The organism is Oxalicibacterium sp. (assembly GCF_057353965.1).
In genome coordinates this window covers 64,779-84,669 of the sequence record NZ_JBMQZD010000003.1, presented here as the reverse complement: position 1 = coordinate 84,669, position 19,891 = coordinate 64,779, and the positions used below count along the sequence as shown (strand labels likewise).

Annotated in this window: 18 protein-coding genes; 3 read left to right on the top strand and 15 right to left on the bottom strand. The window is 60.8% G+C overall.

Features of this window, described 5'->3' with window-relative positions:
* The first annotated feature begins 31 nt into the window (after window positions 1–31).
* Genes ACO1VH_RS05540 through ACO1VH_RS05530 form a run of 3 tightly spaced genes read left to right on the top strand, consistent with a single transcriptional unit; the run spans window position 32 to window position 1,457 of the window.
* Window positions 32–730 (top strand): TerC family protein, encoded by a 699-nt coding sequence (locus tag ACO1VH_RS05540; RefSeq protein ID WP_486243271.1) that lies wholly within the window; start codon window positions 32–34, stop codon window positions 728–730.
* Between the two features lie 41 nt (window positions 731–771).
* Complete coding sequence (locus tag ACO1VH_RS05535; RefSeq protein ID WP_486243269.1) at window positions 772–1,200, top strand: universal stress protein; 429 nt, start codon at window positions 772–774, stop codon at window positions 1,198–1,200.
* Window positions 1,197–1,457, top strand: coding sequence for a hypothetical protein (locus ACO1VH_RS05530; RefSeq protein WP_486243267.1), 261 nt, complete (start codon window positions 1,197–1,199; stop codon window positions 1,455–1,457). The genes ACO1VH_RS05535 and ACO1VH_RS05530 overlap by 4 nt, the downstream gene beginning before the upstream one ends.
* A gap of 50 nt (window positions 1,458–1,507) precedes the next feature.
* Here the strand turns inward: ACO1VH_RS05530 and ACO1VH_RS05525 are convergent, their stop codons facing one another.
* From ACO1VH_RS05525 to leuS, 15 genes are all read right to left on the bottom strand, one after another.
* Window positions 1,508–4,651: an error-prone DNA polymerase gene (locus ACO1VH_RS05525; RefSeq protein WP_486243265.1), complete on the bottom strand. Its 3,144-nt coding sequence runs from the start codon at window positions 4,649–4,651 to the stop codon at window positions 1,508–1,510.
* A 15-nt stretch (window positions 4,652–4,666) separates the two neighbouring features.
* Window positions 4,667–6,166 carry a Y-family DNA polymerase gene (locus tag ACO1VH_RS05520; RefSeq protein ID WP_486243263.1) on the bottom strand — a complete coding sequence of 500 codons (1,500 nt, stop codon included), beginning with the start codon at window positions 6,164–6,166 and terminating at the stop codon, window positions 4,667–4,669.
* The gene (gene imuA / locus ACO1VH_RS05515) at window positions 6,102–6,818 is read right to left on the bottom strand and encodes a translesion DNA synthesis-associated protein ImuA (RefSeq protein ID WP_486243261.1); all 717 of its coding nucleotides are present in this window, start codon (window positions 6,816–6,818) and stop codon (window positions 6,102–6,104) included. Before imuA ends, ACO1VH_RS05520 begins: the two co-directional genes overlap by 65 nt.
* A 240-nt stretch (window positions 6,819–7,058) precedes the next feature.
* On the bottom strand, window positions 7,059–8,129 hold the full coding sequence (locus ACO1VH_RS05510; RefSeq protein ID WP_486243259.1) for a flavodoxin family protein: 1,071 nt from the start codon (window positions 8,127–8,129) through the stop codon (window positions 7,059–7,061).
* A 63-nt stretch (window positions 8,130–8,192) separates the two neighbouring features.
* Window positions 8,193–9,155, bottom strand: coding sequence for a sensor domain-containing diguanylate cyclase (locus ACO1VH_RS05505; RefSeq protein ID WP_486243257.1), 963 nt, complete (start codon window positions 9,153–9,155; stop codon window positions 8,193–8,195).
* Between the two features lie 135 nt (window positions 9,156–9,290).
* The gene (locus ACO1VH_RS05500; RefSeq protein ID WP_486243255.1) at window positions 9,291–10,568 is read right to left on the bottom strand and encodes a multidrug effflux MFS transporter; all 1,278 of its coding nucleotides are present in this window, start codon (window positions 10,566–10,568) and stop codon (window positions 9,291–9,293) included.
* A 148-nt stretch (window positions 10,569–10,716) separates the two neighbouring features.
* On the bottom strand, window positions 10,717–11,400 hold the full coding sequence (locus ACO1VH_RS05495; RefSeq protein WP_486243253.1) for a helix-turn-helix transcriptional regulator: 684 nt from the start codon (window positions 11,398–11,400) through the stop codon (window positions 10,717–10,719).
* 158 nt (window positions 11,401–11,558) lie between these two features.
* Window positions 11,559–11,783 (bottom strand): hypothetical protein, encoded by a 225-nt coding sequence (locus ACO1VH_RS05490; protein WP_486243251.1) that lies wholly within the window; start codon window positions 11,781–11,783, stop codon window positions 11,559–11,561.
* A 75-nt stretch (window positions 11,784–11,858) separates the two neighbouring features.
* Entirely contained in the window at window positions 11,859–13,088 is a 1,230-nt protein-coding gene (locus ACO1VH_RS05485; RefSeq protein ID WP_486243249.1) for a THUMP domain-containing class I SAM-dependent RNA methyltransferase, read from the bottom strand.
* A 72-nt stretch (window positions 13,089–13,160) separates the two neighbouring features.
* The gene (locus tag ACO1VH_RS05480) at window positions 13,161–13,775 is read right to left on the bottom strand and encodes a DsbA family protein (protein ID WP_486243248.1); all 615 of its coding nucleotides are present in this window, start codon (window positions 13,773–13,775) and stop codon (window positions 13,161–13,163) included.
* Between the two features lie 22 nt (window positions 13,776–13,797).
* Window positions 13,798–14,205: a CopD family protein gene (locus ACO1VH_RS05475; RefSeq protein WP_486243247.1), complete on the bottom strand. Its 408-nt coding sequence runs from the start codon at window positions 14,203–14,205 to the stop codon at window positions 13,798–13,800.
* Window positions 14,206–14,255: 50 nt separating this feature from the next.
* The gene (locus ACO1VH_RS05470; RefSeq protein ID WP_486243246.1) at window positions 14,256–15,521 is read right to left on the bottom strand and encodes a glutamate-5-semialdehyde dehydrogenase; all 1,266 of its coding nucleotides are present in this window, start codon (window positions 15,519–15,521) and stop codon (window positions 14,256–14,258) included.
* 85 nt (window positions 15,522–15,606) lie between these two features.
* Window positions 15,607–16,623: a DNA polymerase III subunit delta gene (gene holA / locus ACO1VH_RS05465; RefSeq protein ID WP_486243245.1), complete on the bottom strand. Its 1,017-nt coding sequence runs from the start codon at window positions 16,621–16,623 to the stop codon at window positions 15,607–15,609.
* 3 nt (window positions 16,624–16,626) lie between these two features.
* Complete coding sequence (locus ACO1VH_RS05460) at window positions 16,627–17,214, bottom strand: LPS-assembly lipoprotein LptE (RefSeq protein ID WP_486243243.1); 588 nt, start codon at window positions 17,212–17,214, stop codon at window positions 16,627–16,629.
* A 26-nt stretch (window positions 17,215–17,240) separates the two neighbouring features.
* Window positions 17,241–19,886: a leucine--tRNA ligase gene (gene leuS / locus ACO1VH_RS05455; protein WP_486243241.1), complete on the bottom strand. Its 2,646-nt coding sequence runs from the start codon at window positions 19,884–19,886 to the stop codon at window positions 17,241–17,243.
* Window positions 19,887–19,891 lie beyond the last annotated feature (5 nt).

Genomic DNA, 19,891 nt, shown 5'->3' with positions numbered 1-19,891 from the left:
CTGCCAACAAATTCATCTCAAGGAGACTTTCATGTTTGCATCGCTCAGCGACCCGACCCTGTGGGTTGCACTGTTCCAGATCATCATCATCAACGTGCTGCTGTCGGGCGACAATGCCGTCATCATCGCACTGGCCTGCCGTTCGCTGCCGCCGAAGGAGCAGCGTAATGCCTTCCTGATCGGCACCGTCGCCATCGTCATCCTGATGACGGCGCTGACGTCCGTCGCCTCCATCCTGCTGACGATTCCTTACGTCGAAATGGTCGGTGCCGTGCTGCTGCTGTGGATCGGCATCAAGCTGCTGCTGCCGGAACCGGAAGGCGACGACGTCAGTGCCAGCGACAACTTCTGGGGTGCGGTCAAGACCATCATCATCGCCGACATCGTCATGAGCCTGGACAACGTGCTCGGCATGGCCGGCGCCGCGAAAGGCCACATGGGCCTGCTGTTCGTCGGCATGGTCATCACGATCCCGCTGATCCTGTTCGGTAGCGCGATGCTGATGAAGCTGATGGAACGCTTCCCGATCATCGTCACCATCGGTGCCGGCCTGCTGGGCTACGTCGCCGGCGAAATGGCAGTCGAGGATCCGGCACTGAAAGGCCACCTCGCCAACGCGCACTATCTGGAAATCGCGCTGCCGATCCTGGGCGCAGCCATCGTCGTCATCGTCGGTAAGATGCTGGCAGCCAAGCATGCTGCTTCGGCCACGGTGCCGACCGAAGGCTGATCGTGCGATTTGCAACTGCGTTTCCCGACAAGGAGATTTTCATGATGCACGTACTGGTTCCCGTCCATGACATCAGCGACGTCGAATGCGCCGCCAAGCATGTAATCGAACGATATCGCGACCGGAAGGTCGTACTCTTCCTGGTCAACGTGCAGCTGCCGATTTCCCGCTTTGTCACGCGTTACGTCAGCCGCGCCCAGCTGGATGAATTTCATCGCGAAAGCGGCATGCAGGTCCTGCAGCCGCTGATCGAAAAGCTGGATGCGGCGGGTATTTCGCATCAGGAACGCGTCCTGGTCGGCTACAAGGCGGAAACCATTGCGCAGTTCGCACGCGAACATTACTGCGACCTGATCATGGTGCCGCACCACAAGGGCATGCTGGAGAGCCTGGGGCTGGGATCGATCGGTAATCAGTTGCGCCAGTTGATCGGCACCGGCGGACGCTGCGAGGTCAGCGAAGTGTATTGAGAAAGATTGAAGGCGGCGGCGAATATTTGCCGCTGCGACGATGTACCAATGATTCAGTCCTCAAGCTGAATTGTTTGTTTTTGGCCCGGCTGATCCCGGGCCATTTTTTTGCCCGGATTTGGCCTGACGCAGGCGTGAAAGAATTATCCGCGCCAATGAAAAAAGCCCGCATCCGCAAGGAGACAGGCTTCAGCGGTCCGCCCAAACCTATCGGTGGAGTGTGGCAGACCGCAGTGAATAATAGGCGTCTTTTATGACGGGACGATGACAGGGAGAAGAATGTTGCTTATGTACGATGCAGGCGTGCCTATTTGAAATCCCGGCTTTTGATTGCCAGCTCGCCGAGCAGGCCGGAGTGATCGACGAGTCGTTTTGCAACCAGATGGCTGACGCCGTCCTTGCATTGCCAGATGCCATAGACCGTCAGCAATTGCGCATTCAATACTTCCTTACGCTGTTTTTCCAGCAGCGCCGGCCAGACGACTACATTGGTATTGCCGGTCTCGTCTTCTATTGTTACGAACATCGTTCCCTTGGCCGTCGGCGGCCGTTGCCGCATCGTCACGATGCCGGTGGTGCGGGCGATCTGCCGATCGGCAAAGTCTTTTATCTCGCTTGCGGTGGACAACTTCATGGTTTGCAGCCGCGGCCGCAGCAATGCCAGCGGATGGCGGTTCAGGGTCAGTCCGGTGCTGTCGTAGTCGGCAATGATTTCCTGGCCTTCGCTGGCTGCCGGCAGGCATAGCGGTGCTTCGGCAATGGGCGCATGCCTGAGCAATGCCGGTGCCGGTTTCATGGCGGCGACTTCCCACTTGGCTTGCCGGCGATGGCCGGCAAGCGGCGCCAATGCATTGGCGTGCGCCAACGCGCCAAGCGCATGCTGATCCAGTCCGGCGCGCCGCGCCAGATCGTCGACATCGGCAAAAGGGCGTTGCATGCGTGCGGCGACGATGCGTTCAGCATCATCCATCGACAGGCCCTTGACCATGTGGAAGCCGAGCCGTACGGCGGGACGGTCTGCATGCATGTCTTCCATCGTCGATTCGACGTCGCTGACCGTCACGTCGACGGGGCGCACCGGAACGCCATGCCGTTTGGCGTCCTGTACCAGTTGCGACGATGAATAAAATCCCATCGGTTGCGAATTGAGCAACGCGGCGAGAAAGGCGGCGGGATAGTGGCATTTGATCCAGGCGGAAACATAGGCGAGCAGCGCAAAGCCCGCGGCATGCGATTCAGGGAAACCGTATTCGCCGAAGCCTTGTATTTGCTGGATGATTCGTTGAATGAAATCCGGATCATGGCCACTCCTGGTCAGCCCTTCCCGTAATTTCTGTTCGTAAATTTCCAGTGTGCCTTTTCGCCGCCATGCAGCCATGGATCGTCGCAAGCCATCGGCATCGTCTGCCGAGAAACCAGCGCCCAGGATGGCGATCTGCATTACCTGTTCCTGGAAGATCGGCACGCCTCGTGTGCGCACCAAGGCCTCCTTGACCTTCCCTTTGGGGTAGGGAATGTCTTCTTCTTTCATCTGGCGATGTTTCAGATACGGATGCACCATGCCGCCCTGAATCGGGCCGGGACGAACGATCGCAACTTGTACGACGAGATCGTAATATTCACGCGGCCGCAACCGCGGCAGCATCGACATCTGTGCCCGTGATTCGATCTGGAATACGCCGATGGTGTCGGCCTTGCAGATCATGTCGTAGGTCGCCGTGTCGCCTTCAGGAATGTCCTGCATTCTGAACGGCTGGCCTTCCTGCTGGCCGATCATTTCCAATGCACGGCGAATCGCCGACAGCATGCCCAATGCCAACACGTCGACCTTCAGCAGGCCGAGCGAATCCAGATCGTCCTTGTCCCATTCGATAACGCTGCGGTCTTTCATCGATGCATTCTCGATCGGCACCAGACGCGACAGCGTGTCGCGTGCAATGACGAAGCCGCCGACATGCTGCGACAGATGGCGCGGAAAGCCGATCAGCGTGGCGGACAATTCCACTAGTTTGCGCACGATGGGTGCCTGCGGATCGAAGCCGGTTTCCCGCAATCGTTCCTCGCTGATGCCTTTGCCGTCCCACCATTTATGCGATTGCGACAGCCGATTTACCTGATCGAAATCGAGCCCCAGCGCCTTGCCGACATCCTTCATGGCAGAGCGTGGGCGATAGGTGATCAACGATGCGGCAATCGCGGCACGATGCCGGCCGTATTTTTCATAGATGTACTGCACGACTTCTTCGCGCCGCTGATGTTCGAAATCGACATCGATATCCGGCGGCTCGTTGCGTTCGCGCGAGATGAAACGTTCGAACAAGGTATTGCCGCGATCCGGATCGACCTCGGTGATATGCAGGCAATAGCAGACGGCGGAATTGGCAGCGGAGCCGCGGCCTTGGCAAAGAATCTTCTTGCTGCGTGCGAACTGCACGATGTCGTAGACGGTCAGGAAGAACGGTTCGTACTTCAGTTCGGCGATCAGCAGCAGTTCGTGTTCGATCTGTTTCAGGATTTTTTCCGAAATTCCTTTTGGGAAGCGGCGTTGCGCGCCTTCATATGTCAGGCGGCGTAGATAGCCGGACAGTGTTTCGCCCGGCGGCACGATTTCCTCCGGATATTCGTAACGCAATTCGTCGAGTGAAAACGTGCAGGCGTCTGCGATGCGTATCGTTTCCTGCAGCAGCGCAGGTGCGTAGAGTTGCGCCAGCCGCAGGCGCGAGCGCAGATGCTGTTCTGCATTCGGCTGCAGCGCCATGCCGCATTCGGCTACCGGCTTGCCGATGCGCACGGCCGTCAACGTATCCTGCAGCGGCTTGCGCGAACGCACGTGCATCAGCACATCGCCGGAGGCAGCCAGCGGCAGGCCGCTCTCGGACGCGATGCCGGTGAATTGCGCCAGCCGATATTCGTCGTCGTGCCAGTGCAGCAGCGAAACCGAAATCCAGGCCCGGCCCGGGAAAAGACGCGCCAGCCATCTGGCTTGCTCGGCAAGTTCTTCGCGCGTGTGGCTGTGCTGGGGGATCAGCAGCACGAAGCAATCCGGCAGGCCGGCGAGATGCATGGTTGTCGGTTCGCATGTCTGCGGATCGAGATCGTCGCGCCGCAGCGTGTAAGTTCCTTTGGCGGCACGCCGCCTGCCGAGCGTGATCAGTTCGGACAGATTGCCGTAGCCGTCACGGTTTTGCGCCAGGAACACCAGTCTCATGCCGCACTGCAATGTGATCTCGCTACCGATGATCAGACGCAGGCCGCGCGCCTTTGCTTCGACGTGTGCACGTACTACTCCGGCTAGCGAGCATTCGTCGGTAATTGCGAGAGCGGCGTAATCCAGTTCCGCTGCGCGCGCGACCAGCTCTTCCGGATGCGAGGCGCCTTGCAGAAAACTGAAATTGGAACGGCAATGCAGTTCGGCGTAGGCGGGCAGAAATTCGGACGAAAGGGCAGACATGATGTGCGAGTCGAATCAACCGAAGAAGCCGTGCAAAAACCAGCCCGAACCGGTGTCTTCCTGCATGGTGCGCAAGCGATAGATCCACAGCAATTGATGCTGCGCGTTCTGCGCGACGAAGTAATCGCGCGTGGCCAGTGCATCGTCCCACCAGCCGGCTTCGATGCGTTCGGGACCGGTCAGCAGCGTCAACGGTCCGTGATAGACGGGTTTGTGCTGTTGTGTTGTCAGTGCCAGCGGCTGCGGCAGCAGCCACGTCGGACGCGTTGGTGCGATCGACAGCGCTTCTTCATCGACGCGCCGCACGACGTTGCGTCCGGTCACGGCGGGCATGGCCACGCTGCGTTCCGGTCTGTGGTCTGCCACCGCCATCAATTGCCGGACGGCCGCCGGCCCCAGCCGGCTTTGCAGGCGTTCGATCAGACGGCCGATGTTTTCGCTATCCGATGCGGGTGTCGGAAACAGTTCGGTATTGGGCGCAGCCTGCGGCGCGATGCGGTCGGCTTTCAATGTCAGTTCGATGACCGGTGCCGGCAAGACCAATTGCGCCAGTCGTTCGCGCAGCAGCAGCGTCAAGTGATCGATGTCGCGGCTGGGCATGCCGAGCACGAGCGCAAGCGATGTGCAGTGATGATCGCGGTGTCGCTGCGCCTCATGGTGCAGTTCCAGCGTGATGCCGAGGGCGGCGGCATGGCGTGCCGTCAGCCAGCCGGTGAGTTGCAGCAGCATGCGTCGTGCGGCAAACAGCAGGGCTTCCGTGTTTTCCACGCGTGCCGGCAATTCGAGCCGGGCATCGAATTTTTCGGGCGGAACGAACCATCGATGCGCTTCCGCTTCGTCGCCGTAGGCGCGATCCAGTTCGCGCAGGATTTCGCGGCCGAAGCGCCGCGTCAGGCCGGTGCGCGGCAGACGGCGCAGCTGTCCGACGGTATGGCAACCGATGCCTTCGAGGGTTTCCAGATACGGTTGCGCGGAGGCCAGCACGCAAACCGGAAGCGGATCGAGCGCCTGCGCGATATCGGCGGCGAAGATGTCGTCCAGCACTGTGCATTGCGCGCGCAGCCATGCGCCGGTCGCCGTGGAAGCCGTGGCCAGGCGCGCATGCAGCCCGAGTTCGGAACATCCCGTCAGCAATTGCGATGCGATGGCGGAGGCGCCGCGGAAAAGCCGCAGGCTGGCGGATACTTCGATCAGCAGGCCGTCGGCGCACAGCACGACATGCGGTGTGAAATGTAGCGCCCACAGTGCGGCTTCCTGCAGGGTTTGGGCTTCTGCATTTTCATTGCGTGGCAAGGATTGCAGCCGGCTGGCCAGTGCATGCGCATTCGATTCGGACATGCCCGCCTGAATACCCGCTTCTTCGGCATGACGATTGCACCAGCCGACGTGCCGGTGCTCGCAGATCGCGACCGGCATGCCGATGAGCGGATCGGGTTCGCCCGATTCCGGGCTAAACCGACAGCGCAGCAGGGCGTCGAGCGGCAATTGCGGCAGGTGAAGCGCGATCCACAGCATGGAAAACGTTACCGTATGAAGATGAAACACGTGCCAGCGGCTTTTGCAGCGTGCGCGGCACGGACAGGGGCAGGATCAGTGGAGCGGCATGCACCGGGCCGCGCCGTTTGATGATGTCGACGGACATGCGGCCTGCCGGCGCAGGCTGACAGGCCAGCCGCAAGGGAGCGGGGGACGATTGTTCCTGCGCGATCGGAGAACGGAAAATAAAGGTCAGCCCCTCGCAGGCGGCTGCGGCCAGTTGCAACCGTCGCAGGTGTTCGGTGCGTACTTGCGGAAACCAGCAGAGCAGTGCGCCGAAGCTGGCGTTTTTCAATGCCTGCTCGGCAGCCCAGACGCGGTCGGTCGCCTTGTCCGCATCGACCAGCAGAATGTTGTCCGTCCGGATGCCGAGGTCATGCAGCGCGCCGGCATGGGGAATGCAGGGCGGCGCCAGCAGGATGAGCGTCTTGCCGGACCGGGTCAGCGTGGAGAGTGCCGGCGCGAGCAAACGCCATTCCCCCGCGCCGGCTCCGGCAAGCAGCAATTCCGTCAGCGCGGAAGGCGGCCAGCCGCCGCCCGGCAGTTCCTTATCCAGCGCGGCATAGCCGGATGGAATCGTCTGCAGGCGGCATGATCCCATCTGGTCGCCGCGCCATACGGCGTCCGGCAACGGGATTCGGGAAGCAGGCAATGAGGACAACGGGGGCATAACTCTCCATATGGCCGAACGAAGGATTTTTTCGGTCGTATCAATATACTGTATGAATATACAGTTATTTGGCATGGAGAGATATGCGATTTGCTCGAATTGTCATCCGGGAAACAAGTGGCCCGGAGCCTTGGCATGTCGTCAGCAGAATGCGATTTTCCCGTATTGATGCGGCGGTGACAGCGGATAGTGCGCTTCCGATTACTTCGGCCTCGGATCGTGCAAGTGCGCATCGGGTTTCGACAAGCATCCCGCGCGCAGTTCGCCGACGGCGGCAGCGACGGCACGGGCGACGTTTTTCACTTCTTCCTGCACCGCCGTATCGCGATCCAGTGCTGCATGGCTTTCCGCATACGATTCGTAATAACCGATGAAGCGATCGAGCCGTGCGGTGAAGCCGGCGTCGATCAGGCCCATCCAGTCCAGCCAGTCGCACAGCGCGCGCCGCACGCCCTCGATGCCGGCGACGTCGCCATGCACGACGACGCCGTAGGCGCGGCCGGCTAGATGCTTGGGATACGGCCAGCCGGCCAGCTCGACGGCCTTCGCCATCTCGGCATCCTTGCCGGAGGTCAGCGTGGGATCAGGATTGCCGCCGTCGGCGCAGACCAGCCTGTCCATCATCAGCTTCAGCACGCTTGGCGCTTGATACCAGTGCACCGGCGTGACGATTAGCACCGCATGCGCGGCGACCCACTTCTCGTAGATTTCCGCCATCCAGTCATTTGTCTGGTGCAGGCCGTGATTCGGATAGCAGCTGCACGGCCAATGGCACAACGGCATCGCGGTGGATACGCATCCCTTGCACGGATGGATGTGGCGGTCGTAGTCGGAGATCAGCAGACTCAGGTCGAGCAGATCGACCTCGATGCCGATGCCCTGCAATTCGTGCTGCGCCAGCTGCGTCAGACGGAACGTCTTCGACATCTCGCCGGGGCAACTGCCGTCGTTGCGCGCGGCACCACAGATCACCAGCACGCGCGACGGCGTGGCCGGATCTTTCTGTTTTGCTTCTGCGGCTATCAGCCTGTCGCGCGTGGCGCGCCATTCGATGGAGAGATCGTAATCGGGATCGGCGAAACCGGGGCCGGCTTTCTCGGTCAATGGCGCTTTATGCGATTGCCGGTAGTTGTCCCACGCGATCTGCTCTACGCGTGCGATGTCGTTGCGTACTGTATCGAAGGTCGGATCGATGAACGAAGCGGCGAAGCGTTCGTGAAACTGCTCGCGATCCAGTTTGGGTGGAGCCTGGCCGGTGCGGGGTTTTGGCATGGGTTTCCTCCTGATGGCGGCGCAGTGCCGACAGAAGGCAGACAACAGGGGATGGCGAAAAGTTTAACCGGCAATACCTTGCTGCAATATGGCAGCGGGGTTACCGCTCTTGCGGCGTTTCTTCTCGGCATACATATTGGCATCGGCTTGTTCGCAGGCGGCATGCAGACCATGTTGCGGATGGCGTGCGGCATGGCCGATGGAGGCGGCGATGCCGTTTTGCTGCAACTGCTGGCGCAGCCGGTCGATCAGGGCTTCGGCGGCGAGCAGATCGCATTCGACGGCCAGGATGGCGAATTCGTCGCCGCCGAGACGCGCCACTACGTCGTGGCTGCGTGCCGCCATGCGCATCGCCTGCGCTGCACCCTGCAGCAGACGGTCGCCGGCTGCATGGCCCTGCGTGTCGTTGATGAATTTGAGGTCGTCGAGATCGATCGAGATGACACAGGCCGGATTGCCGTAGCGGCGGCAGCGTTCTTCTTCATGCGCAATCAATTGTTCCCAGCCGCGCCGGTTGTACAGCGTCGTCAATCCGTCGGATGCCGCTTCGGCTTCCGCACGTTCGGCGCGCCGCAGGCTGTCGGCAGCCGACAGTTCCGCATGCAGCAGACTGCTGAGCAGATCGGCCAGCAGTTCGATCGTTTCCTGGCCTTCGCGGATGCTGTCGGATTGGGGTTGCGGATCGACCGCGCACAACGTGCCGAACAACGAACCATCCTGCCGCATGATGGGAACGCCGACATAGGCGCCGATCTTCAGTTGCGACGCAATCGGTGCTGTCGCATACGCTTCCACTTCCTGCGCACGCGGTGCGACGCGCGGGCCGCAGCCCTGCACCATGCGCGAGCAGAAGGAATCGGACCAGCGGAATACGGAACCGGGCTGCGTACCGTAGCAGGATTCTTCGACGGCCAGCACGATCCAGTCTTCTCCCTCGGTGCGCGTGACCATCCACAAGTCGAGGCCGAAGCGGCCACGAAGGAAGCGTAGTGTGGCTTGGGACGCGGAAGCGAAATCGTGAATCATGCGTTTCTCCGATGCGGTGAGAACGGCTGCACGTTAACAAAAAATGATGGTGGCGTCATTACTGCCCAAGCGAGGATGATTCATTCGATGCTTGCCTGATGCCCATCCGATATTTATTCGATACCTGTTCGATGCTTATTCGATAGTTTCCCACGCGTTCGGATTGTCGCGCGCATGCAAATACTGGCGATAGGCGGCGCCGCCTTGCCACAGGCATAGCGCGATTAGCGTGCAGCCGAGCTGGCCGCATGCCAGCATGATCGGCGAATGCGACAGCGTCGGTGCAATCACGCCCGCCACCAGCGCAGCGAGCATCGTCTGCAGGAAGGATTGGCAGGCCGCGACGGTGCCGCGGATATTGGGAAACAGGTCCAGCACCAGCAGCGTGACGCCGGGTGCCACCATCGACATGCCGAAGGTGTAGAAGAACAGCGTGCCGACCGACCACGGCAGCGCCGGCGCAAAGAGCGCGTGATAGACGACATTGAAGATCGCCGCGCCGAGCAGCAGGCCGAAGCCGATGGCTACCTGCCGCGCGACCGGCAGCCGGCCCGCCATGCGATTGGCAGTGAGCGCACCGCAGAAGATGCCGCCCACAGTAGGGATGAACTGCCAGCCGAACTGGTCCGGCCCCAGTTTCAGGTGTTCGACGAGAAAGACCGGCGCGGCTGCCACATACAGAAACATGCCCGCGAAGTTGAACGCAATGGTGCCTGCCTTCAGGTGGAACAGCGGCGAGCGGAATACGCGCCTGTAGCTGTGGAACAGGAAGGATGGATTGAACGGATGCCGATGTGCGGGCGACAGCGATTCCGGCAGTCGGCGATAGCAATAGAACAGCAGCAGCGCCGCATAGATGAACAGGCCGAGAAAGATCGCGCGCCAGTCCATATGCTTGACGACCCAGCCGCCGATGATGGGCGCAATGGCCGGTGCGATCGAGAAGATCATCGTCACCATCGACAGCAACTTTTCCGCCGCCGCACCTTCGTAGAGATCGCGGATGATGGCGCGGCCGATCACGACGCCGGCGCCGGCAGCCAGCCCCTGCAGCATGCGGAAGGCCCACAGGTATTCGATGCTGTGCGCGCCAGCGCAGCCGAGCGTTGCTACTGCGAACACGGCGAGCGAGACGAGGATGATGTTACGCCGCCCGAACGCATCGGACAGTGCGCCGTGCAGCAGGATCATCACCGAGAACGAGAACATGTAGGCCGTCAGCGTCTGCTGCACTTCGAGCGGCGTGGCGCCCAGCGATGCCTGGATGTTCGGGAAGGCCGGTAGATAAGTATCGACGGAGAACGGGCCGAGCATGGACAGCGCGGCTAGCATGATGGCCAGCGCGCTGCCACCGATGGCCACGGCCAGAGGCGGAGGAGTGTTCTTGTCGAGCGGTGTTTGTTCTGTAGGCATGAGTGTCAGTGGCAGACCCGTGCAACGGATTGCACAGGTGGATAAAAAAGCATAGCCGAACGGCACGATGCCGTCGACGCAGCGCGAAAGTTCAGGCCGGATTGATCTAAAAACGCGGGAAAGAGTGCAAAAAAGGACGCGGAATTGTCTATGCGCAGTCGTTTTTCGTCGCACGAACGAAATCGGCGAGGCGGCGGCCGCTGATACTGGCGTAGTGATCGGACGTGCTGAGGGCGCGGATGCGGTCGACGCGGAAGGAACGGAAAGCGTCGCGTACTTCACACCAGGCGGCGATCGACCAGGTACCGCCCCAGAAGTATAACGCGAGCGGCCAAATCGTGCGTTGCGTCGACTGTTGCCGGGCATCGACGTAGTTGAGCTGCAGCTTGTGGCGATGGCCGATCGCCTGACGTATCGATTCGAGCCGTTCGCCGTATGCGGGATCGACATGGACGGTCGGCGCGAACAGCGGTGTGGCTTCGACGAAATCGCGCTTCTCGCGCGGCAGCGCCAGCGTGATCTTCGCCAGCGCTGCCGCACCCGATGCCGCCAGTTGCGGGCCGCCCCAGGCTTGCACCATGCGCATGCCGGCGACCATCGCCTCGATCTCGTCCGACGAAAACATCAATGGCTGCAAATCGAAGCCATTGCGCACGCGATAGCCGACGCCGGCTTCGCCCTCGATCGGAATGCCGGATACCGACAGATCGCGAATGTCGCGATAGATCGTGCGCTCCGAAACGGACAGCCAGTCGGCCAGTTGGCGTGCGGTGGTCAGCCGGCGGCCGCGCAGGTACTGGGCAATCTGGAACAGGCGTTCGGCGCGGCGCATGGCTTACTCCGTAGACGAAAACAACATGTCGAACCGACATGGTAAAAAATGGCATGTCGACGAACTTCATTCCGACAAATGCGGCAGGTGCAGTTTAGCCGACAGTTCAGTTGGCATTTCCGTCGATTTTCAACTGATACTGGATGGCATCTGCGGAATCATGCGCGGGCATGCAGCGCGACCAGATTGCCATCGCTATCGGTGAAATGGATGATGGTGGTGCGCATGCTGTCGGTCGGTACAGCACTGGCCAGCAATGCCATCTGATGCGGATCGGGAAGCTGCTGTTCGGTCAGCTGCGTATCGAACAGCCGTTCATAGATACGCACGGCGAACAGCGGATCTGTCGTCGGAATGGCGAGCGTGCTGATGTGGGCAGGCATGATGTCCCCGCAGGAGGTCGGAAGACGACATCATGCCGCTTTGCTACTGACAGCATTGTGTCAGTAGCAAGGCATTCATTCCATCTTGTCGGCGGGTTTCGGCATCGCCTGTTCGCGGCGGTTGAAGCCGGCCACCATGTCGAAGCGGAATAGCCGGCATTCGAGCGAACCGTTGAAGAACGGCGTCTTGCGCGCTTCCTTCAGGCGCAGCATTTTCGGCACGCCGAGATCGGCGGTGAACAGGAAAACCTTCCAGCCGGCGAAGCGCTGTTTCAGCGTGGTGCCGAAGGCGCTGAAAAATTCCTTCGCCAGTTCGTCTTCGGCCAGCGTCTTGTCGCCGCGCACGCCGATGCGTTCGCCGTACGGTGGATTGGTCAGCAGGATGCCCGGTGTTTCGGTCGGCGCCTTCACTTCCTGCGCCTCGATCTGCTTCAGCGGCACCTCGAAGCGGATGCCGGCCTTGTTCAGGTTGTTGCGGGCCATGACCACCATGTCGCCGGAAATGTCGCTGCCGAAGATCGTCGGTTCGGTTGGCAGCGGATTCAGGCGAATGTTGTTCTTGATCGCTTCCCATGCGTCTGCATCGAAGCCGGCGAATTTCTCGAACGCGAATTCGCGCCGCAAGCCTGGCGGGATGCCGGCGACCATCTGCGCCGCTTCGGCCAAGATGGTGCCGGAGCCGCACATCGGATCGAACAGTGGAATGCCGGGCTTCCAGCCGGCCACGCGCAGCAGGCCTGCGGCGAGATTCTCGCGCAGCGGCGCATCGCCGGTTTCCAGCCGCCAGCCGCGCTTGAACAGCGCTTCGCCGGACGTGTCGAGATAGATCGTGTAATTGTGCGCATCCAGAAAGCCGGTGATGCGCATGTCCGGCGTGCGCGTATCGACGGACGGGCGCTTGCCGTCATAAATGTCGCGGAAACGGTCGCAGACGGCATCCTTGATCTTCAGCGTGATGAATTCCAGACTCTTCAGCGGCGACTTGATTGCGGTGATGTCGATGCGGATCGTGTGATGCAGGCCGAACCAGTCTTCCCATGGCTGTGCCAGCGTCAGGTCGTAGATGTCGTTTTCGTTCGCATAGCCGGCATGCGCCATGCGCAGCAGCACGCGCGATGCGATGCGCGAATGCAGGTTCATGTACCAGCTGTCGCGCAAGGTGCCTGAACAGTGCACGCCGCCCGGCACCTGGTTGTGGATTTTCAGCGTGTTGCCGTTGAGTTGTGCGATTTCGCCGAGCTCTTCGGCGAGCGCCGCTTCCATGCCGCGCGGGCAGGGGCAAAAGTAGGAATGTGATGCCGACATCGGGGTACCCTTTATCCGTGTGATTGATGTTGCTCCGCGCCGTTCGCGGAACGCCTTGTTGTCTGTGTTTGCTTACGTTGCTGCTTGTTTCTGCAATGCTTGTTCGACGAAATCCAGCCTGTCCTGTCCCCAGAACGCTTCGCCGTCGACGACGTACCATGGCGCGCCGAACATGCTGATGGCGATGGCATCGTTGGTGAACTGATCGTACTCGCCCTGTACGCTGGCGGTTTCAGACGATTTCAGCAGTGCTTCGCCATCGTGCCCTGCGGCATTGGCCAGTGCGATCAGGGTAGGGCCATCGGCAATATTCTTTTCCTCGGCCCACAGCGCATGCATGATGCTGCCGGCCAGGGCCAGTGCAGCATCGGTGCCGTGCGCCAGCTTGGCGGCGATCACCAGTTTTGCCGAAGGATCGCCGGAAACCGGAAAGAACTTCGGCTGCAGATTCATCGGCAGGCCGAGCCGTTCGCTCCAGCGTTTCATTTCCACCAGCCGATAAGCTTGCCGTTGCGGCGGCCGCTTCGCCAGCGGCAGGCCGCCGGATACGTTGAATACCTTGCCGAGATCGACCGGCTTCATGTCGATCTGCGCGCCATGCTTCCGTGCCAGTGCAATCAATCGCTGGTGGCCGAGATAGGACCACGGCGATTGCATCGCGAAATAGTATTCGCAGACCTTTGCCATGACGGCCTCCCTTTGTTGTTGTTCAGAACGGCTTGACGACGACCAGGATCACGATTGCCAGCAGCAGCACGACAGGCACTTCATTGAACCAGCGATACCAGGTATGCGAGTGCCTGTTCGTGCCGTTTTCGAATTTTTTCAGCAGTACGCCACATGCGTGGTGATAGCCGATGACGAGTACGACCAGCGCCAACTTCGCATGCAGCCAACCGCCGCCAAAACCGTAGCTCATCAGCCATGCGCCGAAAACCAGCGCAGGAACGGCGAGGATGGTCGTAAAACGGAATAGCTTGCGTGCCATCAGCAGCAGGCGCGTGGTCGCCGTCGTATCGGTTTCCATCGCCAGATTGACGAAGATGCGCGGCAGGTAGAACAGGCCGGCGAACCACGAGATGACGAAGAGGATGTGCAGCGACTTGATCCAGAGCATGGGCGGTCCCGTGATAAAGGGTAGGCGATCGGCTAACGATGAACCAACGCTCAGTTGCGGACTTCGCCGTGACCGAAGACGACGTACTTCAGCGACGTCAGTCCTTCCAGCCCGACCGGACCACGCGCATGCAGCTTGTCGTTCGAGATGCCGATTTCGGCGCCCAGGCCGTATTCGAAGCCGTCGGCGAACCGCGTCGAGGCATTCACCATGACCGACGCCGAATCGACTTCGCGGATGAAGCGCATCGCACGCGTGTAATCTTCGGTGACGATGCTGTCCGTATGCTGCGACGAATAACGGTTGATGTGCGCGATCGCTTCGTCGATGTCGGCGACGATCTTCACGGCGAGGATAGGCGCCAGGTATTCGGTCGACCAGTCTTCTTCGGTTGCGGTTGCCAGATGCGAATAGCCTTGCAGGATGGCACGTGCTTCGTCGTCGCCGCGCAGTTCGACTTCTTTCGTCGCGTACAGTTTGGCGAGTTCCGGCAGCACGGTCTTGGCGACGCTGCGTGCAACGAGCAGGGTTTCCATCGTGTTGCAGGTGCCGTAGCGATGGCATTTGGCGTTGAAGCCGATGTCCAGCGCCTTCTTCAGGTCGGCGGTTTCGTCGACGTAGACGTGGCAGATGCCGTCCAGGTGCTTGATCATCGGCACCTTGGATTCCTTCATCAGGCGTTCGATCAGGCCTTTGCCGCCGCGCGGCACGATGACGTCGACATATTGCGGCATCGTGATCAGTTCGCCGACCGCAGCACGATCGGTGGTTTCGACGATCTGCACCGCATCGGCCGGCAGGCCGGCGCCGGCCAGACCTTCGCTGACCAGTTTCGCCAGCGCCTGATTGCAATGCAGCGCTTCGGAGCCGCCGCGCAGGATTGTTGCATTGCCGCTCTTGATGCACAACCCGGCAGCGTCGACCGTCACGTTCGGGCGTGCTTCGTAGATGATGCCGATCACGCCGAGCGGCACGCGCATCTGGCCGACCTGGATGCCGGTCGGGCGGTATTTCATGTTCGAGATTTCACCGATCGGATCGGGCAGGGAAACGATTTGTTCCAGGCCTTCGGCCATCGTTGCGATCGCCTTGTCGGACAGCGTCAGGCGATCCAGCATGGCAGGTTCCAGGCCATTGGCGCGCGCGGCGTCCAGATCCTTCTTGTTGGCGGCGCGCAGCGCGTCGGCATCGCGGCGGATCGCAGCGGCGATCAGTGTCAGCGCGCGGTTCTTGGCGGCAGTGTCGGCCTTGGCCATTGCCTGCGACGCCTTGCGGGCGCGCTGGCCGACTTCGTTCATGTATTGCTTGATGTCCATGTCAGTGACGGATCGGTAACGAGAAAGTGAAACGGTGTGGTTGGAGCACGATGTTGAGACGGCGAGGAAAAACAATCGCGGAAAATCAGCCGCGAGCGATCTTCAGCCCCAGTTGCAGCATCGCATCCCAGGCATCGCCGGCAAACGCCTTGGCGCGCAAACCTTTGATCATCTTATCGATTTGCGCGGCTTCCTGCAGCGCTTCTTCCAAAGTGGAGAGTCGCAGGCGGCGCAGTGCCGGTTCGACCAGCCGCTCGCGCGGGCCCCAGATGCGGTATTCCTTCGTCAATTGCGCCAGCGGCCGACCTTGCGCGACGCCGGCTTTCAATTTCAGCAAGGTGCGGATTTCCTCGGCGACGGCCCACAGCACCAGCGGCAGTGCTTCGCCTTCGCCCTTCAGGCCTTCCAGCATGCGCGCCAGCCGTGCGGCATCGCCGGTCAGCATTGCTTCGTTCAGCTTGAAGACGTCGTAACGCGCGACGTTCAGCACGGCATCGTGCACTTGTTCGAACGACAATTGGCCTTCCGGATACAGCAGGCCGAGCTTGCGGATTTCCTGGTGTGCGGCCAGCAAGTTGCCTTCGACACGGTCGGCGATGAAGTCCAGGCATTCGCGATTGGCGCTCTGCTTTTGCGCTGTCAGCCGTACGCCCAGCCAGTTCGGCAACTGCGCGCGCTCGACCAGCGGAATGTCGATCCAGACTGCGGCTTGCTGCAGCGCCGTGACCCAGGCGGATTTCGCAGTCTGCCAGTCCAGCTTGGGCAGCGTGACCAGCGTGATGTTGTCCGGATTCAGCGTGGCGGCGTAGTCTTGCAATGCCTGCCCGCCGTCGCGGCCGGGTTTGCCAGTCGGAATGCGTAACTCGATGAGTTTCTTGTCGCCGAACAGCGATTGCGACTGGTTGGCGGCCAGCAATGCGCTCCATTTGAAACTGCGTTCGACCACCAGTACGTCGCGTTCCGAATAGCCTTGCGCGCGTGCGGCAGCGCGAATCTTGTCGGCCGCTTCCAGCGCCAGCAGGTGTTCGTCGCTGGTGATCGCGTACAGGCCGGCCAGCGGCTTGTTCAGATGTGCGTCGAGAGCGTCGAATCGCAGTTGCATCGCTTATTGGGGAGCAACTGCGTTGGGGACGGCGCCGCCGGCATCGGGGACAGCCGTATTGCCGGTACTGTTTTCTTCAGCCGGTGGAAGCGGTTTGATTGCCGCGACGCGGCGCAGGATCTGCTGCACCAGATCGGTTTGCATGTCGCGGTACAGCATCTGTGCTTCCGCTTCTTTCGACAGCACGAACGATTCGTTATAGCTGAGATCGCGTTTCAACGCGATTTCGGTCGGCGCCAGCAGTTCGCGTTTCTGATTGTCGACCACGCGCATCGTCACCCGATAGTTGAGCAGGTATTCGCGCACGCGGCCTTGGCTGTTCAGCGACAGGATCTGGCGCGATTGAGACTCGTTGGTGATCAGCAGTTGTGCTTCCGCTTCTTCCGGCTTGGACACGATCTGCAGTTCACCGCTGCCGCGGATGTTGCGGCGCAGTTCGGCGCCCAGCGACGACGATTCCGGCACCGAGATGTACAGCGTCTTGAACGGCAGGTTTTCACCCAGTACCGAGCCGCGCAGCTTGAACCCGCAGGCGGACAGCATGACGGTCGAAGCCAGCGCGAGACAGAGGAGACGGCGGTTTTTCAGCATGGGGAAATCCTGTCAGTCGAAAGACGTCATGCAACGATGTTGACCAGTTTGCCGGGCACGACGATGATTTTCTTCGGCGTGCCTTCGATGAACTTCTGTACCGTTTCGTTGGCCAGCGCCGCGGCTTCGATGGTGGCCTTGTCGGCATCCTTGGCGACGATCACGCTGCCGCGCAGCTTGCCGTTGACCTGCACCATCAGTTCGATCTCTGCCTGTTCCAGCGCAGCGGGATCAACCTGCGGCCACGGCGCATCGAGGATGTCGCCGAAGGTTTTTGCGTAGCCGAGTTCCTGCCACAGTACGTGCACGATATGCGGCGCGACCGGGTACAGTACGCGCAGGAAGATGGACAAGCCTTCCGACAGCACCGCGTTCGATGCGGCGGAATCGTCGAACTTCGCGGCTTCCAGCGTGTTCAGCATCTTCATCGCGGCCGACACGACGGTGTTGTACTGGATGCGCTTGTAATCGCTGTCGGCCTGCTGCAGCACCTTGTGGATCTCGCGGCGCAGTGCCTTGTGCGATTCCGGCAAGGCCGACGCATCGAGTGCATCGTTCTTCGCCATGCGCGCAGCTTGCGCATACGCATAGTTCCACACGCGGCGCAGGAAACGGTTCGCGCCTTCGACGCCGGAACCCGACCATTCGAGCGTCTGCTCCGGCGGTGCGGCGAACATCGTGAACAGGCGGGCGGTATCGGCGCCGTACTGGTCGATCTGCGCCTGCGGATCGATGCCGTTGTTCTTCGATTTCGACATCTTTTCGGTGCCGCCGAGTTCGACGGCCTTGCCGTCGTTCTTCAGTACGGCAGACATCGGACGGCCCTTGTCGTCGAAGGTCAGATCGACGTCGGCCGGGTTGAACCAGGTCTTTTTGCCGGACGCGTCTTCACGGTAATACGTTTCGTTCAGCACCATACCTTGTGTCAGCAGGTTGGTGAACGGCTCGTCGAACTTGACGAGACCGAAGTCGCGCATCACCTTGGTCCAGAAACGCGCATACAGCAGATGCAGCACGGCGTGCTCGATACCGCCGATGTACTGGTCCATCGGCATCCAGTAATCGTTGCGTGCATCGACCATCGCGTCGTTCGAACCCGGCGAGCAGTAGCGCATGAAGTACCACGACGAATCGACGAAGGTATCCATCGTGTCGGTTTCGCGGCGCGCCGGCTTGCCGCAGCATGGGCAATCGACTTTCAGGAACTTCTCGTGCTTGTTGAGCGGATTGCCGCTGCCGTCCGGCACGCAGTCTTCCGGCAGCACGACCGGCAAATCTTTTTCCGGCACCGGCACCGAGCCGCAGTCCGGGCAGTTGATCATCGGGATCGGCGTGCCCCAGTAGCGTTGGCGCGAGATGCCCCAGTCGCGCAGGCGGTAGGTGATCTTCTTTTCGCCCAGGCCCATTTCTTCCAGATCGGCGGCAACCGCATCGACTGCCTGCTGATAGTTCATGCCGTCGTACTTGCCGGAATTGATGCAGCGCCCGGCTTCCTTGTCGCCGTACCAGTCCTGCCATTTTTCTTCGGAGAAGGTTTTGCCCTCGACGTCGATGACCTGGCGAATCGGCAGTTCGTATTTGAGTGCGAACGCGAAATCGCGTTCGTCGTGCGCAGGCACGCCCATCACGGCACCGTCGCCGTAGGTGATCAGCACGTAGTTGCCGACCCATACTTCGACCAGTGCGCCGGTCAGCGGATGCTTTACGAAGAGTCCCGTCGGCATACCTTTCTTTTCCATCGTCGCCATGTCGGCTTCGATGACGCTGCCGCGCTTGCATTCGGCGATGAATTCGGCCAGTTCCGGGTTCGATTTGGCGGCGAAGGTCGCCAGCGCGTGTTCTGGCGCGACCGCGCAGAAGCTGACGCCCTTGATCGTGTCGGCACGCGTGGTGAAGACCCACAGCTTGCCATCGTTGATCGGTTTGCCGTCTTCCTCGATCTCGTGCGTGAACGCGAAACGCACGCCGGTCGACTTGCCGATCCAGTTCGATTGCATGATGCGCACGCGTTCCGGCCAGCCGGGCAGCTTGTTGTCGACGAAGTCGAGCAGTTCTTCCGCGTAGTCGGTGATGCGCGCGTAGTACATCGGGATTTCACGCTTTTCGATCAGCGCGCCGGAACGCCAGCCGCGGCCATCGATGACCTGTTCGTTGGCGAGAACGGTCTGGTCGATCGGATCCCAGTTCACGGTGCCGGTCTTCTTGTAGATGATGCCTTTCTCCAGCATCTTCAGGAACATCCACTGGTTCCACTTGTAGTATTCAGGCTTGCAGGCCGTCATCTCGCGCGACCAGTCGATCGCCAGGCCCATCGATTGCATCTGCGACTTCATGTACTCGATGTTCGAGTACGTCCATTGCGCTGGCGGCACGTTGTTCTGCATCGCGGCATTTTCCGCCGGCATGCCGAATGCGTCCCAGCCCATCGGCATCAGCACGTTGTAGCCGTTCATGCGCAGATAGCGGTACATGACGTCGTTGATCGTGTAGTTGCGCACGTGGCCCATGTGCAGCTTGCCGGACGGATAGGGCAGCATGGAGCAGGCGTAGAACTTCTTCTTCGGCTTGCCGTTCGCATCGACCGCGTTCTCGACGGCCTTGTAGGAATCGTTTTTTTGCCAGTGGGCGCGCGCCGCTTGTTCGACGTCGGCGGGGCTGTATTTATCTTGCATGTCGG